Annotated in this window: 17 protein-coding genes and 2 pseudogenes; 9 read left to right on the plus strand and 10 right to left on the minus strand. The window is 63.6% G+C overall.

Annotated elements, in window-relative coordinates; genetic code table 11:
- Position 1: 1 nt before the first annotated feature.
- Positions 2-1,000 carry a DUF2125 domain-containing protein gene (locus tag EOD15_RS04720; RefSeq protein ID WP_127318400.1) on the minus strand — a complete coding sequence of 333 codons (999 nt, stop codon included), beginning with the start codon at positions 998-1,000 and terminating at the stop codon, positions 2-4.
- A gap of 142 nt (positions 1,001-1,142) precedes the next feature.
- Between EOD15_RS04720 and EOD15_RS04725 the strand changes: the two genes are divergently transcribed.
- The 3 genes and pseudogenes from EOD15_RS04725 (at position 1,143) to EOD15_RS04735 (ending at position 3,447) form a co-directional block, all read left to right on the plus strand.
- Positions 1,143-1,664 (plus strand): gamma-glutamylcyclotransferase, encoded by a 522-nt coding sequence (locus EOD15_RS04725; RefSeq protein WP_127318398.1) that lies wholly within the window; start codon positions 1,143-1,145, stop codon positions 1,662-1,664.
- Between the two features lie 118 nt (positions 1,665-1,782).
- Positions 1,783-2,730: an aldo/keto reductase gene (locus EOD15_RS04730; protein WP_127318396.1), complete on the plus strand. Its 948-nt coding sequence runs from the start codon at positions 1,783-1,785 to the stop codon at positions 2,728-2,730.
- 91 nt (positions 2,731-2,821) lie between these two features.
- Positions 2,822-3,447, plus strand: a pseudogene (locus tag EOD15_RS04735) (LysE family transporter).
- Between the two features lie 25 nt (positions 3,448-3,472).
- Here the strand turns inward: EOD15_RS04735 and EOD15_RS04740 are convergent.
- Positions 3,473-4,273, minus strand: a complete 801-nt coding sequence (locus tag EOD15_RS04740; protein WP_127318394.1) for a 1-acyl-sn-glycerol-3-phosphate acyltransferase — start codon at positions 4,271-4,273, stop codon at positions 3,473-3,475.
- A 124-nt stretch (positions 4,274-4,397) separates the two neighbouring features.
- Entirely contained in the window at positions 4,398-5,300 is a 903-nt protein-coding gene (locus tag EOD15_RS04745) for a LysR family transcriptional regulator (protein WP_127318392.1), read from the minus strand.
- Between the two features lie 117 nt (positions 5,301-5,417).
- On the opposite strand from EOD15_RS04745, the gene EOD15_RS04750 reads away from it, so the two are divergent.
- Positions 5,418-5,888, plus strand: a complete 471-nt coding sequence (locus EOD15_RS04750) for a DUF1348 family protein (RefSeq protein ID WP_127318390.1) — start codon at positions 5,418-5,420, stop codon at positions 5,886-5,888.
- Between the two features lie 24 nt (positions 5,889-5,912).
- The gene (locus EOD15_RS04755; RefSeq protein WP_127318388.1) at positions 5,913-6,545 is read left to right on the plus strand and encodes a pyridoxamine 5'-phosphate oxidase family protein; all 633 of its coding nucleotides are present in this window, start codon (positions 5,913-5,915) and stop codon (positions 6,543-6,545) included.
- Here EOD15_RS04755 and EOD15_RS04760 read toward each other — a convergent pair whose 3' ends face one another.
- The 3 genes from EOD15_RS04760 to ftsE all read right to left on the minus strand — a co-directional run bounded on the left by EOD15_RS04760 (position 6,546) and on the right by ftsE (position 9,052).
- Positions 6,546-7,271 carry a YdcF family protein gene (locus tag EOD15_RS04760; protein WP_127318386.1) on the minus strand — a complete coding sequence of 242 codons (726 nt, stop codon included), beginning with the start codon at positions 7,269-7,271 and terminating at the stop codon, positions 6,546-6,548.
- A 133-nt stretch (positions 7,272-7,404) separates the two neighbouring features.
- Positions 7,405-8,400 carry an ABC transporter permease gene (locus EOD15_RS04765; RefSeq protein ID WP_027038121.1) on the minus strand — a complete coding sequence of 332 codons (996 nt, stop codon included), beginning with the start codon at positions 8,398-8,400 and terminating at the stop codon, positions 7,405-7,407.
- The gene (gene ftsE, locus EOD15_RS04770) at positions 8,393-9,052 is read right to left on the minus strand and encodes a cell division ATP-binding protein FtsE (protein ID WP_010911739.1); all 660 of its coding nucleotides are present in this window, start codon (positions 9,050-9,052) and stop codon (positions 8,393-8,395) included. Before ftsE ends, EOD15_RS04765 begins: the two co-directional genes overlap by 8 nt.
- Positions 9,053-9,244: 192 nt before the next feature.
- Between ftsE and EOD15_RS04775 the strand changes: the two genes are divergently transcribed.
- The 3 genes from EOD15_RS04775 (at position 9,245) to EOD15_RS04785 (ending at position 11,025) form a co-directional block, all read left to right on the plus strand.
- Positions 9,245-9,889 carry a hypothetical protein gene (locus tag EOD15_RS04775; RefSeq protein WP_127323124.1) on the plus strand — a complete coding sequence of 215 codons (645 nt, stop codon included), beginning with the start codon at positions 9,245-9,247 and terminating at the stop codon, positions 9,887-9,889.
- 23 nt (positions 9,890-9,912) lie between these two features.
- Positions 9,913-10,455 (plus strand): hypoxanthine phosphoribosyltransferase, encoded by a 543-nt coding sequence (gene hpt / locus EOD15_RS04780; protein WP_023811104.1) that lies wholly within the window; start codon positions 9,913-9,915, stop codon positions 10,453-10,455.
- 198 nt (positions 10,456-10,653) lie between these two features.
- Positions 10,654-11,025 (plus strand): response regulator, encoded by a 372-nt coding sequence (locus tag EOD15_RS04785; RefSeq protein WP_027038124.1) that lies wholly within the window; start codon positions 10,654-10,656, stop codon positions 11,023-11,025.
- Here EOD15_RS04785 and EOD15_RS04790 read toward each other — a convergent pair whose 3' ends face one another.
- Positions 11,026-11,973, minus strand: coding sequence for a DMT family transporter (locus tag EOD15_RS04790; RefSeq protein WP_164893177.1), 948 nt, complete (start codon positions 11,971-11,973; stop codon positions 11,026-11,028).
- Positions 11,974-12,195: 222 nt separating this feature from the next.
- Between EOD15_RS04790 and EOD15_RS04795 the strand changes: the two genes are divergently transcribed.
- Positions 12,196-13,077 (plus strand): LysR family transcriptional regulator, encoded by an 882-nt coding sequence (locus EOD15_RS04795; RefSeq protein ID WP_127269182.1) that lies wholly within the window; start codon positions 12,196-12,198, stop codon positions 13,075-13,077.
- Here EOD15_RS04795 and EOD15_RS04800 read toward each other — a convergent pair.
- From EOD15_RS04800 to EOD15_RS04810, 3 genes and pseudogenes are all read right to left on the minus strand, one after another.
- Positions 13,056-13,427 (minus strand): glyoxalase superfamily protein, encoded by a 372-nt coding sequence (locus EOD15_RS04800; RefSeq protein WP_127321569.1) that lies wholly within the window; start codon positions 13,425-13,427, stop codon positions 13,056-13,058. The two genes, EOD15_RS04795 and EOD15_RS04800, sit on opposite strands and share 22 nt — an antisense overlap.
- 111 nt (positions 13,428-13,538) lie before the next feature.
- Positions 13,539-16,127: a TIGR02302 family protein gene (locus EOD15_RS04805; RefSeq protein ID WP_127321570.1), complete on the minus strand. Its 2,589-nt coding sequence runs from the start codon at positions 16,125-16,127 to the stop codon at positions 13,539-13,541.
- A 259-nt stretch (positions 16,128-16,386) separates the two neighbouring features.
- Positions 16,387-16,577: pseudogene (locus EOD15_RS04810) on the minus strand (pyridoxal-phosphate dependent enzyme); the annotation flags it as partial.

Below are 16,577 nucleotides of genomic sequence, written 5' to 3' on the forward strand. Positions count from 1 at the left end.
GCTATTCGACCGGCTTGATCTTGCCCAGCGGAATGAAGCCGAGCGAGGCCTTGCCCCTGACCACCTTCAGCGGCATCGACGGTTCGTTGCCGAGCACCGCCAGGGCAGAAAAACCCTGCTCGATCTGGCTTTTCTGCTCGGGTATGGCGGCGCCGAGGATGGCCGCCACCGCCTTCGGGTCCTTCAGCCTGATCATCAGATCGGCGTTGACCAGGCCCTCGGCATCGACCGAGAGCGGTCCCGAAACGGTGATGCGCGCCGTCCCCGACGACAGGTCAAGGTTGCGGATTTCGATCGCCTGGCCACGAAGGCTCTTCACCTGCGTGCCGATCAGTGCGACGCCGTTCTTCAATGTCACGTCGCCACTGGCATCGAGCGCCGGAAGCACGCGCCCGCCAATCGCGCCGGGGTCGATCTCGAGATCGCCGAAACTGCCGACATAGTCGATATCGTCACCGTTGGGCTGCAGCTGACCCGATGCCTTGCCGGCGCTAAACAGTTGCACCGGATCGGTGTCGTCCGCCGGATCGGTCTGGCCGGACAGGCCCTCCGCCTCCAGCGAGATCCGCTGCGGCAGCGGCCACCACAATTTGAAACTGGCCTGCAGATTGTCCCAGTCGATCCACAGCGGCACCATGTCCGGAACGGAGGTCCTGAGCGGGCCGCGCAGATTGGCAACCGGCGACAGAGGCTGGATGATCTGGGCGGCCGCGTTGAAACTGCCGGCTGAAGCCGCAATGTTCCTGGCATCGTCCTCATAGGCGAGGTTGTCGCAGGAGACGGTAAAGCTCAAGGGATAGCCGCTGACCTGGAGATTGGCACAGCCGGCCTCGACGCCATTCTTGTTGAGCGTGGCAACCGCCTTGTCGGCCTCGCTCCTGACGCGGTCGGCCAGATAAAACCAGCCGCCGCTGTAAAGGGCGAACAGCACGACGATGAACGCTGCAAGCCAGAACAGGCGGCGACGGTTACTTGGCTGGCGTTCGTCACTTGACGTCATGCTTTGGCTCTCGTTAACGCATGGGTGTTGCGGACGGGTGGTCGATTCCGCCAGGCAGACAGACGAATAGTTAGACGGGACGGGCGGAAAAAACACCGGTCCGGGTGCGGTGTTGGCATCTTTTGCAATCAGGCGCGGCGATATGGGCGATTTTTGGGTGTTTGGCTATGGCTCGCTGATCTGGCGGCCGGGATTCGCGCATGTCGAAACACAGCGTGCCCGCCTGCATGGCTACCGGCGCTCGCTCTGCGTCTATTCCTTCGTGCATCGCGGCACGCGCGAGCGGCCGGGGCTGGTGCTCGGACTCGACCGTGGCGGGTCCTGCGTCGGCCTCGCATTCCGCGTCCCCGGCGACTTGCGCGACGAGGTCATGGCCTATCTTCGCGAGCGCGAACTGGTCACCAATGTCTATCTGGAGCGCATGCTCAAGATTCGCCTCGACGGGGGCGATACGGTCGACGCCGTGGTCTACATCGTCGACCGCCAGCACGAGCAATATGCCGGAGCGCTCGACGTGGCGGATGCGGCGGCCGTGGTGCGCGGCGCGGTCGGCCAGTCCGGCAACAACGAGGACTATGTGCTGAGCACGCTTGAGCATCTCGAGGCACTGGGCATAAGCGACCATTGGCTGGAGGATGTCGCCAGCCAGGTCGCGCCTTTGTGAAGCTGGCTCTGCGGAAAATGGCGGCCAGGCCTTTGACCTCGTTCAGGCAAGACCTAGGTTAGGCTCCGACCCTCAGCCGCGGCGCCATTTGCCCGCCCAATCATCCCGGAGATCCGCCTTGCAGAAACGTCGTCTCGGTCGCACCGACCTGTCCATCACGCCGCTGGTTCTGGGCGGCAATGTCTTCGGCTGGACCGCCGACGAGAAAACCTCGTTCGACCTGCTCGACCGCTTCGTCGGCGCCGGCCTCAACGCCATCGATACGGCGGATGCCTATTCGCGCTGGGTTCCCGGCCACAAAGGCGGTGAATCGGAAACCATCATCGGCAAATGGATGAAAGACCGTGGCAATCGCGACAAGGTCGTGGTGATCACGAAGGTCGGTTCGGATATGGGACAGGGGCACAAGGACCTGTCCGCCGCATACATCGAAAAGGCCGTCGACGCATCGCTGAAGCGGCTGCAGACCGAAGTCATCGACCTCTATCTGTCGCACTGGCCGGACCCTGCAACGCCCTATGAAGAAACGCTTGGCGCCTACGAGAAGCTGCTCGCCAAGGGCAAAATCCGCTATGCCGGCTGTTCGAATCTCGACGCCGGCCAGTTGCGTGCCGCACTCGATGTGGCGAGCTTGCGCAGTCTGCCGCGCTACGAGGTGCTGCAGCCGGAATACAATCTCTACGATCGCTCGTCCTTCGATGGGCCGTTGGGCGATCTGTGCGTGGCCGAGGACATCGGCGTCATCACCTATTTCAGCCTGGCCAAGGGTTTCCTCAGCGGCAAATACCGCAGCGAAGCCGACCTCGGTCAAAGCCCGCGTGGCGGCGGGGTGAAGGACTATCTCAACGCGCGCGGCATGCGCATCCTTGCGGCACTCGACGCGGTTTCATCAAGGCATTCGGCCAAGCAGGCGGAAGTCGCGCTTGCCTGGGTTATCGCTCGGCCGGGCGTCACCGCGCCGATCGCCAGCGCCACCAAGCCTGAACAGATGGACAGCCTGATCAGGGCGGCGTCGCTGAAACTGACCGCCGCCGACATGACCGAACTCGACAGAGCGAGCGGCTGAAGCTTCAGGCGCCACGCCTCGCACGAACGTCCAAAACGCCCCTCTGGTCCTGCCATACCGTCTCTTCGCGCAAGGCAGGACAGAGGAGAAAATGACTGAGCCGCTTCTTTCGCAGCCGGATCTTTGGGGACAACTTCTCGCGCTCGTGCTTGCCGCCCTGGTGATCATGGGCAGCCCGGGTCCGGCAACGATAAGCGTTACCGCCGTTGGGGCCGCCTTCGGTTTGCGCCACTCGCTGGGCTATGCCTTGGGAATCATCCTGGGCACGATCGCCGTGCTTCTGGTTGTCGCGACCGGGGTCGTGGCGGTGCTCACCGTGACGCCGAAGCTGGCGCCGTTGCTGGCTTTCGCCTCCGCGGCCTACATCCTTTGTCTCGCCTTCAAGATAGCCACGGCGCCCCCATGGCAGCACGCGCCGCCGAGGCTCCGCGTCCAACATGGCTGGCTGGTTTCCTTCTCGCGGTCGCCAATCCGAAGGCCTATGCGGCGATCGCCGCCGTGTTCGCCGGTGCTTCGTCCAAACAGATCGCCACTGAGCTTGGTCCATGGCTGAAGCTGACGGCTCTCGCGCTGATGATCGTCGCCATCCATGCTCTGTGGCTTGTCGCGGGAGTGGCATTCGCGCGCTTCCTGCGCCGACCGGCGGCCTCGCGGATCGTCAACCTGGTCTTTGCCGCGACGCTGGTGTCGACCACCGCGCTGGCCGTTTTCGGCTGAGAACTACCGGCAGCAGACTTCCGGTTCAGGCTTTGGTTCTTGCGGCGTTGTCCAGCTCTTGCAGTCTTTTCACCGCTGTCGGCGGCAAGGCAGGCGGATTCGGGCCCCGCGCGGCATCAATCAGGAACTGGTCGCAGGCAGCCTCGGTCTCGCCGATCAGCCGGGCCATGAATTCGTCCTTGCTCAGTCCCGGTGGGATCGGCGGCAGGAACCGCGCCTTGATGGTGCCGGGGTAGCGCAGGAATTTGCGGCGCGGCCAATAGAGACCGGCGACATGGGCAACCGGCACCACCGGAACGCCAAGCTGCGCATAGATTTCGACGATGCCGTATTTGTAGGCCGGCTCGTCGCCCGGCGCGCGTCTTGTCCCTTCGGGGTAGATGATGAGCTGGCGAGGATTGCGCGCCATCTCCGCCTTGGTCGCGGCGACCACGGCCTTCAGCGCTTTCGAACGGCTGCCGCGATGAACCGGAATCATGCGCATCTTCATGATGTACCAGCCGAAGAACGGGATCCAGGTGAGCTCGCGCTTCAGGATGTAGAGAGGGTCGTGAAGATAGGGAAAGAAGGCGATCGCATCCCAGAACGACTGGTGTTTTGGTGCCAGGATGAAGGAGCCTTCGGGCAGGTTTTCCCGGCCGGTGATCTCGCTCTTCGTTCCGGCGATCTTGTCGTAAAGCCACATCGAGGTGCGCGACCAGAATTTCGGCACGAACCAGGCGCGGTGCCGGGGCGACAGGAAATAGTATGGGGTCCAGAGGATCATCTGGACGATCAGGTTGACGTAAAAGACGAAATTGAACGTCAGCGATCTGATGTAGAGCATTTGGGGGGAGCCCGGTGAGGAGGTGAGCGTTGGTTACACCAAGCGCGGGAAAAAAGGAAATGGCCGCAGGGCGCTTTGGTTGGCAACGAAGAACGGTCGCCAATGGGAGATTGGCCTGGTTCCGCTACATCAGCTGTGCCAGCCGCTCCTTCAGGCGCGGGGCGGCAAAATCGAGGAATGCGCGCAGCTTGACCGGCAGCAGGCCGTGGCCCGCATGCACCAGGCTTACAGGCCATGGCGCCGGCTCGAATTCCTGCAGCAGGATGCGCAGCGTGCCGGACCGCAGCGCGGCTTCGATCTGGTAGGAAAGCACACGTGTCAGCCCGACGCCGGCAATCGCGGCATCGATGGCCGCTTCGGCGGTGTTGACCTGAAGCCGCGAGCGGACCCGAACCGGGATTTCGGCCTTGCCCCTGATGAAGCTCCAACTGGCGGCGGAGGCAAGTCCCTCGAAGGTGATGCAATCGTGTGTTTCCAGATCCTCCGGGGCCGTTGGCGTGCCGTGTTCGGCCAGATAGGCAGGGCTGGCGCAAACGACGCGGCGGATCGCGCCGACGCCGATGGCGACCAGGCTCGAATCGGGTAACTGGCCGATGCGGATGGCGAGATCGAAATGGTCCTCGACCAGCTGGGTTATGCGGTCGGCCAATGTCAGGCGGATGTCCACGTCGGGATAGGCGGCGAGAAAGCCGGTGACGACCGGCAGCACGTGCAGGCGGCCAAAGACGACCGGCGCGGTGATGGCCAGTTCGCCGGTCGGAGCACTGTATTCGCCGGCTGCCGTGCGTTCGGCCTCGCCGACGTCGTCGAGGATGCGGCGGCAGGCGGCAAGATAGGCCTGGCCGGCATCGGTCGGTGTTAGCCGTCGCGTCGAGCGATTCAGGAGGCGTGTGTTCAGATGGCGCTCGAGATCGGAAATCTTGCGGCTGACCGTCGCCAGCGGAATGCCGAAACGGCGGCTGGCTGCTGAAAGGCTGCCGGCCTCCACCGCGGCGACAAAGAGCGACATGGCTTCGAGACGATCCATAGCTTCTTCCGAAAAATGGAAGGACAGGTTACGAATATGTCATCTGCATTTGAATGATGGAAGGCTCTATATTGTGTCTGTCGGCCTGCCCGCAGCATGGCCCACAAAGGAGTTGCCATGTCCGAAGCCCGCCCGCCGCTGCCGCCGTTTACCGCCGATACATCAGCACAGAAGGCGCGCATGGCCGAGGATGCCTGGAATTCACGCGATCCGGCGCGGGTTGCGCTCGCCTATACCAAGGACAGCCGCTGGCGCAACCGCGCCGAATTCCTGCAAGGCCGCGACGCCATCCAGGCCTTCCTGACGCGCAAATGGAGTCGCGAGCTCGACTACCGGCTGATCAAGGAGGTCTGGGCCTTCCACGGCAACCGCATCGCCGTGCGTTTCGCTTACGAATGGCGCGACGACAGCGGTTCATGGTTCCGCAGCTACGGCAACGAGAACTGGGAATTCGATGAACACGGGCTGATGCGCCTGCGCATCGCCAGCATCAACGACCTGCCGATCGGCGAGGCCGATCGTAAGTATCACTGGCCGCTCGGCCGGCGACCGGACGACCACCCGACGCTGTCGGAGCTCGGACTTTAGCATCTTGCCGCAAGGAAGCTTTCAATGAACGCGCATGCTTTCACCAGCGACGTCGCCTTCACGCCGACCGTCAAGGCGATCCAGGCCCGCAAGGGCTCACGTCAGTCCTATGCCCGCGTCGAGGAGCGTGGCGGCTGGCAGGCCGGCATCACCCCGGACCTTGCCGCCTTCATCGAAATGCAGACCAGCGTCTTCCTGTCGACCGCCAACAGCGAGGGGCAGCCCTATGTCCAGCATCGCGGCGGGCCGGCCGGCTTCCTCAAGGTGCTGGATGAACATACGATCGGCTTCGCGGATTTTTCCGGCAACCGGCAGTTCATCACGCAGGGCAATCTGGCCGACAATCCAAGGGCGTTCCTGTTCCTGATCGACTATATGCACCGCCAGCGCATCAAGATCTGGGGCACGGCGCGGGTCGTCGAGAGTGACGCCGAACTGATGGCGAAACTGATGCCGCAAGACTACAAGGCGCGCCCCGAGCAGGTCATCCTGTTCACCGTCTCGGCCTGGGATGCCAATTGCCCGCAGCATATTCCGCAACGGTTCGAGGCGGCCGACGTGGCGGAGGCACTCGGCGAGCGGGACAAGCGGATCGAGCGCCTTGAACAGGAGATCGCACGGCTCAGGGGAAATACGGGCGCGGCCGCAGCGGAATAATCAGCCGCCGGCCGCTGTTTCGGCCAGCGCTATGCCATTGGGCGTCGGCTTGACCGGCACGATGCCCCGCGCCAGCGCCAGCAAATATTTGTTGTATTCGGTGAACAGCACGCGCAATGCCCGCGGCTTGGTCAGCCAGCCGCCATTGTCGAGGTTGGAATTGACCACCGGATAGGGCTCGAGCTTGGCGCCATGCAGCAGCCTGCCCATTTCCAGCAGGCTGCGCGGCATATGATAATTGTTGGTGACGAGGATCACCGTGCCATAGGCGTGGCTCTCGACCCATTTGGCGCTTTCCTCGGCGTTGCCGATCGTGTCGAGCGCGGCGCGGTCGATGTCGACGCAACAGGAAAACAGATTCTTGTCGCCGCCGGTCGCCGCCTGCAACTGGCGACGGCTGGCCGAGGGATGGACGCCGCTGATCAGCAGCCGCTCGCCCTTGCCGGACGCCAGCAGATCCATCGCCGCATCGAGGCGGGACTGACCGCCGGTCAGCACGATGATCGCGTCCGCCTTGGCCGGATTGGCAGGCGTGGTCAGGTGACTGACCTTATTGGCGAACCAGCCGAAGCCGCCGGCAAACAATGTAGTGAGGATGAGGACAGAGAGAGCGCACAGGCGTAACGCGGCTCTTAGACGGCTCACAGTGGAGCGGCCATGCGAACGGGCAACCACCACTGGCATCTGCCCAGCCGTACCGGTCGAATCCCGCGCGTCCATCGCCATATGGTTAATCCTGAAATGCGGCTTTGGGTAGGTAAAAGACGCACTTTGCGTTACGTGAATTCTCCATCCGTGATCACCCTGTCCTATCTATGTCGTTGTCCCAAAACCGGTTCCCACTTTTGAGCGACATGAATTAGCCTGCATCCGGCTGGCGGACATCGATGTCGCTGAGATAGGCGACGACGGTGGCGTGGGACGTGGCAGCCGTCAGTCCGCCGATCACCAGCACCATCAACACGACACCGAGATAGCCTGCCGAACCGATGGCGAAATTGCCGAACAGGGCGGTCGCCTGATCGGCCTGCGGCGTCGCCATATTGCGCGACGACCACCAGGAAAAGACGATGAAGACGAGCACTGCGGCGGCACCGCCGGCCGCCGCTCCCTTCATGCCGGTGACCAGGAAATGCCGGCGGAATTCGCGCGCGATGAAGCGCGCTTCGGCGCCGACGAAATGCAGCACTTCGATGATGTGACCATTGCCGGCCATGGCGCCGCGCGTCGCGAACACCACGGTCAGCACGGTCGCCGACAGCATCAGCGCCAGCACGGCAATGCCGATGGTCACCGTGGTGCGGGCCATCGCCACCAGCCGGTCGACCCAGGTGCGGTGATCGTCGAGCGATGCGCTCGGCAGTTTCGGCGTGATTGCGGCGCGCATGGCGGCGAAATCGGGCGGGCTGTTCTCGTCGATGGTGACGATGATCAGTCGCGGCACCGGCAATTCGTCGATGTTGAGGCCCGAGCCCAGCCAGGGCTCCAGGAGCCTCGCGGTCGCCTCGCGATCGATGATCCGGGTCGTCTTGACGCCAGGGAATTCACCGGCGATCTGCGAGGCCTGGGTAAGGGCCGCTTCCATGTCGAGGCCGTCGACCGGCTTGATCTGGATGGTCGCCTCGCGTGAAATCTGGTTCTCCCAGACGGACGCCGTGTCGCGCACCAGCGTCACCGCGCCGAAAGTCAGGCAGGACAGGAAGGTCATGATAGCGATCACCAGTACCAGTGCCCGGCCGGCGATGTTCTGCGCCGGCACGATCGGCGCCATCCTGCGCTGGGCGCGGGGCTTTGCCTCGGTCGCCTCGGCGTCCTGCTCCCGTTCCACAAAATGTTCGGCGGACAGTTCAGTCATAGATGTCCAGCCTTCCGCCGGCCAGGATCATGCGGCGCGCGTCGACCTGTTCCATCAGGCCAAGGTCGTGGGTGGCGATCACCACCGCGGTGCCGAGACGGTTGAGCTCGATAAACAGCCGCAACAGCCGTCGCGCCAGCGGCGGATCGACATTGCCGGTCGGTTCGTCGGCGAGCAGGATTTCCGGCTGCTCGATCAGCGCCCGCGCGATCGCCGCGCGCTGCTTCTCGCCGCCGGACAGAACCGGCGGCAGTACATGCATGCGTTCGCCCAGTCCGACCCACTTCAACAGTTCGGTGACATCGGTGCGGTAGCTCGCCTCCTCGCGCCCGCGCACGCGCAGCGGCAGCGCGACGTTCTCGTAGGTGGTCATATGGTCGAGCAGGCGAAAATCCTGGAACACCACGCCGATCCGGCGTCTGAGATGCGGTAGCTCGGTGCGCGAGATGCGCGAGCGATCCTTGCCGAAGATGGTGATCAGCCCGCGCGTCGGCTTCAGCGACATGAACAGCAAGCGCAGCAAGGTCGTCTTGCCGGCGCCCGAAGGCCCGCTGAGGAACTGGAAGGAGCGCTCCGGGATGTGCAGGGAGATGTCGCGGAGGATTTCCGGACCCATGCCATAGCGGAGGCCGACATTTTCGAAACGAATCAATTTCGACGACCTGAATTTCGGCACGGCGGCGAGCCGGCCTGTTCTGGGTAAAGACCATCGGCCGGCATGGTTAACCGGCGGTTAATTTCTGGGCTCTTTCGGCTCGTCACGAGGGCTCCGGTGGGGAAGCGTTAACCATTTGTGTTTAGGCAAAAGAAACGAAAAGCGAACACGTGCTGCAATGCTGGGGCCATGATGGCTGACGATCGAACCGCGCGCCCGGTTTCCGGCGAAATCATGACCGATCCGGCGGCAATTGCCGCAGCGGACAGGTTCATGCGTGGTTCGGCCGGCGACATCGTCGATGCCGACTACGTGGTGATGCCGCGCCTTGCGCCTGCGGCGGAAAGCGTTTCGCCGCTGCCGCGCGCGATCGTCACGCCGCCCATCGAAGGCATGGACATGCTGCGCAAGCCCGAAGCCTCACCGGAGCGGCTACCAGCCTCGCGCGGCGGGCCGATCTTCTGGGTCGCTGGTATCGGCGCTGCCTTGGCCGCGTTCTGGGTTTCCGGCGGGCACGCGCTGGTGAGCCAGGCGCCGTTCCTGTCCAGCGCGCAGGCGTCGGCGCTCAGCATTTCGGGCGTCACGTCACGCGTCGACGCTACCGGGCCGAACGCCGCACTGTTCGTCGATGGCGAGGCCGTCAATGATGGTGCGAAACCGACGGAGTTGCCGCCGCTCGAAATCCGGGTGACCGGCAATGACGGGCAGACTACCCGCTATACGTTGGGGACATCCGGCCGTTCGCTGGCGTCTGGCGAAAGATTCGGCTTTGCCAGCCGGCTCGACGTGCCTAGAAACGGTGTGAAGACCGTGTCGGTCACTTTCGCCGAATAGGCGATCACCGGGGAAGACCATCAATGCCCATCGTACGCGGCAAGGACATCGAGGTTCTGTTTTCAGCATCGGCGATCGCGCGGCGCAATCTCGAACTCGCCAAGGAGATTGCCGGACACGACTATCACGATCTGCTGGTGATCTCGGTGCTGAAGGGCTCGTTTATCTTCGCCGCCGATCTTATCCGGGCCATGCACGATGTCGGCCTGTCGCCGGAGGTCGAATTCATCTTCATCTCCAGCTATGGCGCCGGCACCAGCAGCGGCGAGGTGAGGGTGCTGCGCGACATCGACAATGAGGTCGCCGGCCGCGACGTGCTGCTGATCGACGACATTCTCGAATCGGGGAAGACGCTGAGCTTTACCCGCGAGCTGATGTTGTCGCGGGGCGCCAAGAGCTGTTCGATCGCCGTGCTGCTCGACAAGCGCATGCGCCGCCAGACCGAGCTCAATGCCGATTATGTCGGCTTCGACTGCCCCGACTATTTCGTCGTCGGCTACGGCATGGACGTAGCCCATGCTTTTCGCGAGTTGCCGTTTGTCGGTGTCGTCAAAGGGGATGTCTGAGCGGCATCAAAAAGGTTTGCTGATGCTTAGAGCGGTTCGCCGCTTCACGAAAACGCCGAACCGCTCTAGTTTTTTGTGTTGACGCAATTCCCAAGGGAAAGCGCTATGCGCTTTTCCCGGAAAACCGTCTCAGACTTTTCCTGAATTGCTCGGGGGCTTTCAGGAAAAGTCAACTTTTGGCGGCCAAATATGCCGGCCATGGCAAAGCTTCTGATCGTCGAGGACGATGAGTCCGTCCGCACCCTGGCCGCCCGCGCGCTTGAACGCGCTGGGCACACAATCGATATCGCGGCGGACGGCGCGCAGGGGCTTTCGCTGATCCAGGCGGCGCGTGGCGGCTACGATCTCGTCGTCTCCGATATCCGCATGCCGGAGATGGACGGCATCGAGATGGCGATCGCGGCTGCTGCATTGTTTCCGTCGATCAAGATCGTGCTGATGACCGGCTATGCCGACCAGCGCGAGCGCGCCGAGGAATTGAACGGCATCATCCTCGATGTCGTGCAGAAGCCCTTCACGCTGGCCGAAATCCGTTCGCGAGTCGAGCGGGCGCTGATCTGCTTCGCCTGATCAGGCTGGGTCGGCGGCAGCGAGCACGGGTGGAACATTCTTGCGCCGTTCGGTGTTGAGCGCCAGCAGACCGGCGCCGATAATCAAGGCAGCACCGATCACCGTCGTCGACCGCGGCACCTCGGCGAAGAACAGGAAACCCCACAGCGGCGACCACAGGATGCCGGTGTATTCGAAGGTGGCAACGCGGTTGGCCGGCGCCATCCGGTAGGCCTGCGACAGCAGGATCATGCCGGCGGAGGCGACGAAACCGCAGGCCGCCATCTTGAGAAAATCCGGCAGCGTCGGCCAAATCCATGGCCGTACCAGGAATTCCAGGCTCGGGTGAACGGCGTGTGTAATGCCGGCCAGGTGAAACGCCCCGGCAACCACGGCGGCGCCGACCAGATAGGCGCCGTTCTGATAGAAGGCCATGACGGTGGACGATTCAGTATCGCCGATCTTGCGGGCCATCAGCTGCGAAAAACCATAGAGCGCCGCCGAGCCCAGCGACAGCAGCGCTGCCCAGTCGAACAGCCCTGCGCCGGGGCGCAGCATCACGAGGACGCCGAACAAGCCGATCAGCACGGTTGCCAGTGTCTGCCAGGAGACGCGCTCGCCAAGGTACGGTCCGGCCAGGACCATGATGAACAGCGGCGCCATGAAATAAAGCGCCACCGCATCAGCGAGCGCCAAAGCAGCGATGGCCAGGTAGTACATCGTATAGGAGGTGAACTGGATGAAGGCGCGCACCGTCAGCATGCCGAATCGCTTCGACAGGATCGCCCGCAAGCCGACATCGGCATGGACCAGGACGATCAGGATCGGCAGGGCGACGATCGAGCGGATCGCCATCACCTCGGTCACCGGATAACCGCTCGACACGGCTTTGACGAGCGGATCCTGCAGCGAAAAGACCAGCACGCCGAGGCACAGGCTCAGGATGCCGCCCACCATCCGATTCTGCATCTGCATCCAGGCTCCTGCGCGTACGATCCGAAGCTGTCGCCTGCGGGGTAAAAAGAACCCGCCACCGTTTCGGGCAGCGGGCACGAGTGAGGACTCTTGATTGGTCCGCGGCTGATTTCGCAGCCGCATATCCAATGGGTATGGCGACTATCGTCCGCCGTTTGACATGTTGCAAACGAATTGGAATGATGCCAGCAATCAAATTCTCTTATGGCGGATTTCATGCGGCCGACCCTCGACAGCGACCTCCTGCGAACCTTCGTGGCGATTGCCGAGACCGGCAATTTCACCAAGGCGGCGGAGCAGGCCGGCCGCACCCAATCCGCAGTGTCGATGCAGATGAAGAAGCTCGAAGAGCTGATCGGCGCCAGCCTGTTCGAGCGCGGTTCGCGCGGCGTCGCGTTGACGCGGCGCGGCGGCGAACTCATCGTCAACGCCCGCCGCATTGTCTCGCTGCTCGACGAGACGTCGGCATCGATGGCGGCAGCGCCGCTTGGCGGGCCGGTGCGCATCGGCATTCCGGAGGAATATGGCCACGCCATCCTGTCGCGCGCGCTCGGCGCCTTCTCGAAGCGTCATACGCAGGTCGAGGTCACCGTGCGCTATGCCCATTCCGGGGCACAGATGGCGGCGCTCGCTGCCGGCGAACTCGATCTGTGCGTGGTGTTCGAATGGCAGGATCCCGCCGGCGGCGAAGTGCTGATGCACGACCCGACCGTGTGGGTGACGTCGACCCTGCATCACATGCATGAGGAACAGCCGGTGCCGATCGCGCTCTACAACCGGGCCGGCTGGTGCAAGGACTTCGCCATCAAATCACTGGAGCAGCGCGATCTTGCCTATCGTGTCGCCTATACCAGCGACACCACCGGCGGCCTCAAGCTCGCCGTCACCTCCGGACTGGCGATCGCGCCGATTTCGCGCAGCAACATTCCGGACGGCTGTCGTGAACTGACCACGGCGGACGGATTCGGCGCCATCGATTCCTCCAACGTGGTGATGCACCGCAACCCGAATGCGTCAGGCGAGGCGATCGACGGTATGCAGGATGCGATCCGCGAAGCCTTCGTCAACAGGCTCAGTCAGCCGGCGGCATCCTCGTAGAAATGCAGCCTGTTGCCGAACGGATCGGCGACCGATACCTCGCGGGTCTTCCAAGGCGTCTCTTCCACGCCTGGCCGGGCAAAGCGGTAGTTTTTGCCGATCAGTTCGCCATGAAGAGCCGTGATGTCCTCGACCTCGATGCGCACGGCGATGCCGGGTGCACCGTCGCCGTGATGTTCGCTGAGATGCAGAACGCAGCCGTCGCGGCCGACCGCCATGTAAAGCGGCGCGTCGTCGGCGAAGCGATGTTCCCACTGCACCTCGAAGCCGAGGAAGCCGACATAGAATTCACGCGCCTTGGCAATGTCGAAGATGCGCAGGATGGGTGTAACGGCGCCAAGTCTGGGCATGGTGGTGCAACCGTGCGAGAGGTTTTCAGGTGGGATGGACGCGGGCGGCAATCCCTTTATTTTTTCGCGATTCCGGACGGAAAACCGCTTCACACTTTTCCTGGAATTGCTCTATTTCAGCTCGAGCAGCCGTTCCAGATAGCTGCGTTCGATGTCAGGGCTGAGCGCATTGCCGAGCCGCTTGCGGATCGCTTCCAGTATCTGGCGGGCACGCTGCACGTCGATCTCGTCGGGCACCTTCACCGAATCGCCGAAATCGGGACCCTGGCTGGCGCGCGGCCGGCCTAGCGGATCACGGTCGGCGTTCTGCTGGCGGCCGCCTTCCTCGCCGCCGCCCTGGTCGCCCTGCATGGCCTGCATCTGCTTCATCATGTCCTTGGCGCCCTTGCGCAGCGCTTCCAGCGCCCGGCCCTGATGACCGACGGCCGCATCGCCTTCACCCTCGCCGAGTGCCTGTTCGGCATTGCCCATGGACTTGCCGGCCTCGCCAAATCCTTCATTGGGCTCCATACCCATGCCTTCGAGGCCCTTCTTCAGCTGATCGAGGTCGCTTTGCAGCTGGCCCTGGCCCTGCTGCAGCTGTTTCAGCGCATCGGCGAATTCCTGGGGTGTCATCGGCTTTTGCCGGGCGAGCGGATCGCGGTCTTCGCCGACGCCGGGTCTGTCCTCATCCTGGCCGCCTTCGCCGAGCTGCTCGTCACGGTTCTGCCCGCGCTGGCGCTCGCCGCGCTGCATCTGATCCATGCGGAAGGTGTCGTTCATCATCTCCTGCTGACGCCGCAGGATCTCACCCAGCTTGTCCATCTGCTGGCGCATCTCGCTGTCCTGCTGGCCGCCTTGCTGCTGACGGCCGGCTTGCAGATTGTTCATCATGTCCTGCAGTTGCGACAGCAGTTGCTGGGCCTTGTCGCGATCACCTGACTTCGCCAGGTTTTCGATCTGGTCCATCATGCGATCGATGTCGCTCTGGCGCAGTTCCTGGCCGTTCTGCTGCATCTGCGGGGCGTTGGGATTTTGCTTGGCGCGCTCCGCGAATTCCTGCAGGAACTGGTTCATCGCCTCGCGCAGTTCCTTCATCGCCTTTTCGATTTCGGCGTCGCTGGCGCCATTCTTGATGGCGTCCTGCAGCGCCTGTTGCGCCTGGCGCAGCCGCTTTTCGGCGGCCGAAAGATTGCCTTCCTCGATGCCGAGCGCGATTTCCCAGAGATAGGAGACCTCGCTGCGCAATTGATCGTCGCTCTCGGCCATCTTCAGCCGGGTGCGGGCGCTCATGATGGCGAGATAGTGGGACATGTTGTCGAACGTATCTTCCGGCCGAAGTGTGATGGCGTCCATCAGGTCGAGCACGCGCGGCTTGGCGTTGGCGTCGAGCGCCAGCAGGCGGCGCTGTTCGATCACGGCGCGTGCCAGTGGATTGGCGAAAGGCCGCTCCGGCATCAGCAGCGTCTTGGTTTCGCTCGATGCGGTGTGCCCGGCATCGTCGGTGGCGACCAGCGTCAGCTTGATGCTGCTGCCGGCCCAGACATGCTCGGTCAGGTCCTTGGAGGTCTTGGCGGCGTTCGACTTGCCGCCGCGGCGCGGCAGCGTCAGCGGCATTTCAGGTGCACCGTACAGCGGGCGCGCATTGGGCGCCTGCGGATCGGCGAGCGCGAACACCGCCTTGGCGGTGGCGGCGCCATAGTCGTCGTCGATCTGATAGTTTAGCTCGAAGGCGCCGTTGGCGGCGCGCTTGGGCTCGCCGACGAAGCGGATCTGCGGCGGCTTGTCCGATATGACCGCGAAGGCCCAGCGGCCGAGCTGTTCCTCGCCCGACGTCAGCGTCAGCGTACCGTCGCCGGTCAGCTTGCTGGTGAACTGGCGCACCTTGGACGGCGCCGCCGGGCTTGCGGCCGGCTTGGCGGCGGCCTGCGGCGCAGCGGGGTCGATGTCGCGGGCGTTGCCATTCTTGTCGGCATAGCCGAGCGTTTCGTCGCCCGAGCCGCCCGTCACGCGCAGCGAAACATCACTGCCTTCGGGAACCGTAAAGGTCGGGATCGCCTGGTTGGCGTCGGCGGTCAGGAAGATCGGCGGCTTGCCGGTATAGGCCGGTGGCGTCACCCATGCATCGATGCGCGGCGGCACGATATCGCGCGCACCATGGGCATTGAAGCCGTCGCTGATCCTGCCGCCCGTCGGTCCGAAGGAGAAGGCGAAGGCGGTAACGAGCAAAAGGGCCGCCACCGCGCGCAGCCCCCAGGGGTCGCGCTCCGGCACGCGCGTGCGCGGCAGGTCGGCGCCAAGGTTGTCGAGCTTTCCAGCCATGCGCTTCTGGTGTTCGCGCCACAGCGCCTGCGAGAAGCTGCTTTCCCGGCCGCTGGGCCGGTCGGTCTGCACCAGCACCGGGCTGTGCAACAGTTGATTGGCGGCCTCGATGCGGCGGTCGATTTCGCCGGCGCCCGGCAGGCGGAAGAAGCGCAGAGGATAGAGCGCCGCCAGTGCCCCGATGGCAAAAGCAGCGATCAGGCCGATGCGCGCCATATCCGGTAGCCGGGAGAACAGCCCGAGCCAGGAGATGCTGAGGAACAGGCTGGCGACGATGACGAGCGGAAGCAGCAACGGCCAGCCGCGCTCGACCATCATCGAGACCCGCGTCGCCAACCGGCTCAAGGCCAGGCGCCCGGCCAGGCCGCGATCGCTGCTGAAGGTGGGTCGTTGCGTCATCGGCCCTTCCTTGAGCCTATTGCATCCCGAAAACCGGGATGCGGCCCTATCCCTTTGAGCATGATCTGTTCCGAAAGGGATTTCACTTTTCGGGATCATGCTGTGGAGCGGGCAGGATAGCCCGACGCCTCACGACTCAAAGAATACCAGCAAACACGGCAAAGGCGAGGCAGTTCGGAAAAACGTGAAGTGGACCGTTATAGTTCCATCCTGCATACCCTTTAGAAGGCTGCAGGCCCTTTAGAAGGCAGCAGGCCCTTTAGAAGGTAGCGGGGTCCGCATTCGCCCCGCAGACCAGCACGGCGACCCGTTCGCCCGCCGCCGGCTCATAGCGGCCGGACAGGACCGCGGCAAAGGCGGCCGCACCTCCCGGCTCGGAGATGATGCGGGCCCGGTTCCACAGCGCCTTCTGCGCGGCGATGATGTCGTCGTCGCTGACCAGGATCGAGC

Source organism: Mesorhizobium sp. M7A.T.Ca.US.000.02.2.1 (assembly GCF_003996995.1).
Classification (GTDB): Bacteria; Pseudomonadota; Alphaproteobacteria; order Rhizobiales; family Rhizobiaceae; genus Mesorhizobium.

Bases quoted from the DNA above. Each gene is read 5' to 3' on its own strand.
- EOD15_RS04720 (WP_127318400.1), bottom strand. From the start codon at position 1,000: ATGACGTCAAGTGACGAACGCCAGCCAAGTAACCGTCGCCGCCTGTTC.
- EOD15_RS04725 (WP_127318398.1), top strand. From the start codon at position 1,143: ATGGGCGATTTTTGGGTGTTTGGCTATGGCTCGCTGATCTGGCGGCCG.
- EOD15_RS04740 (WP_127318394.1), bottom strand. From the start codon at position 4,273: ATGCTCTACATCAGATCGCTGACGTTCAATTTCGTCTTTTACGTCAAC.
- EOD15_RS04745 (WP_127318392.1), bottom strand. From the start codon at position 5,300: ATGGATCGTCTCGAAGCCATGTCGCTCTTTGTCGCCGCGGTGGAGGCC.
- EOD15_RS04750 (WP_127318390.1), top strand. From the start codon at position 5,418: ATGTCCGAAGCCCGCCCGCCGCTGCCGCCGTTTACCGCCGATACATCA.
- EOD15_RS04755 (WP_127318388.1), top strand. From the start codon at position 5,913: ATGAACGCGCATGCTTTCACCAGCGACGTCGCCTTCACGCCGACCGTC.
- EOD15_RS04760 (WP_127318386.1), bottom strand. From the start codon at position 7,271: ATGGCGATGGACGCGCGGGATTCGACCGGTACGGCTGGGCAGATGCCA.
- EOD15_RS04765 (WP_027038121.1), bottom strand. From the start codon at position 8,400: ATGACTGAACTGTCCGCCGAACATTTTGTGGAACGGGAGCAGGACGCC.
- EOD15_RS04775 (WP_127323124.1), top strand. From the start codon at position 9,245: ATGATGGCTGACGATCGAACCGCGCGCCCGGTTTCCGGCGAAATCATG.
- hpt (WP_023811104.1), top strand. From the start codon at position 9,913: ATGCCCATCGTACGCGGCAAGGACATCGAGGTTCTGTTTTCAGCATCG.
- EOD15_RS04785 (WP_027038124.1), top strand. From the start codon at position 10,654: ATGGCAAAGCTTCTGATCGTCGAGGACGATGAGTCCGTCCGCACCCTG.
- EOD15_RS04790 (WP_164893177.1), bottom strand. From the start codon at position 11,973: ATGCAGAATCGGATGGTGGGCGGCATCCTGAGCCTGTGCCTCGGCGTG.
- EOD15_RS04795 (WP_127269182.1), top strand. From the start codon at position 12,196: ATGCGGCCGACCCTCGACAGCGACCTCCTGCGAACCTTCGTGGCGATT.
- EOD15_RS04800 (WP_127321569.1), bottom strand. From the start codon at position 13,427: ATGCCCAGACTTGGCGCCGTTACACCCATCCTGCGCATCTTCGACATT.
- EOD15_RS04805 (WP_127321570.1), bottom strand. From the start codon at position 16,127: ATGACGCAACGACCCACCTTCAGCAGCGATCGCGGCCTGGCCGGGCGC.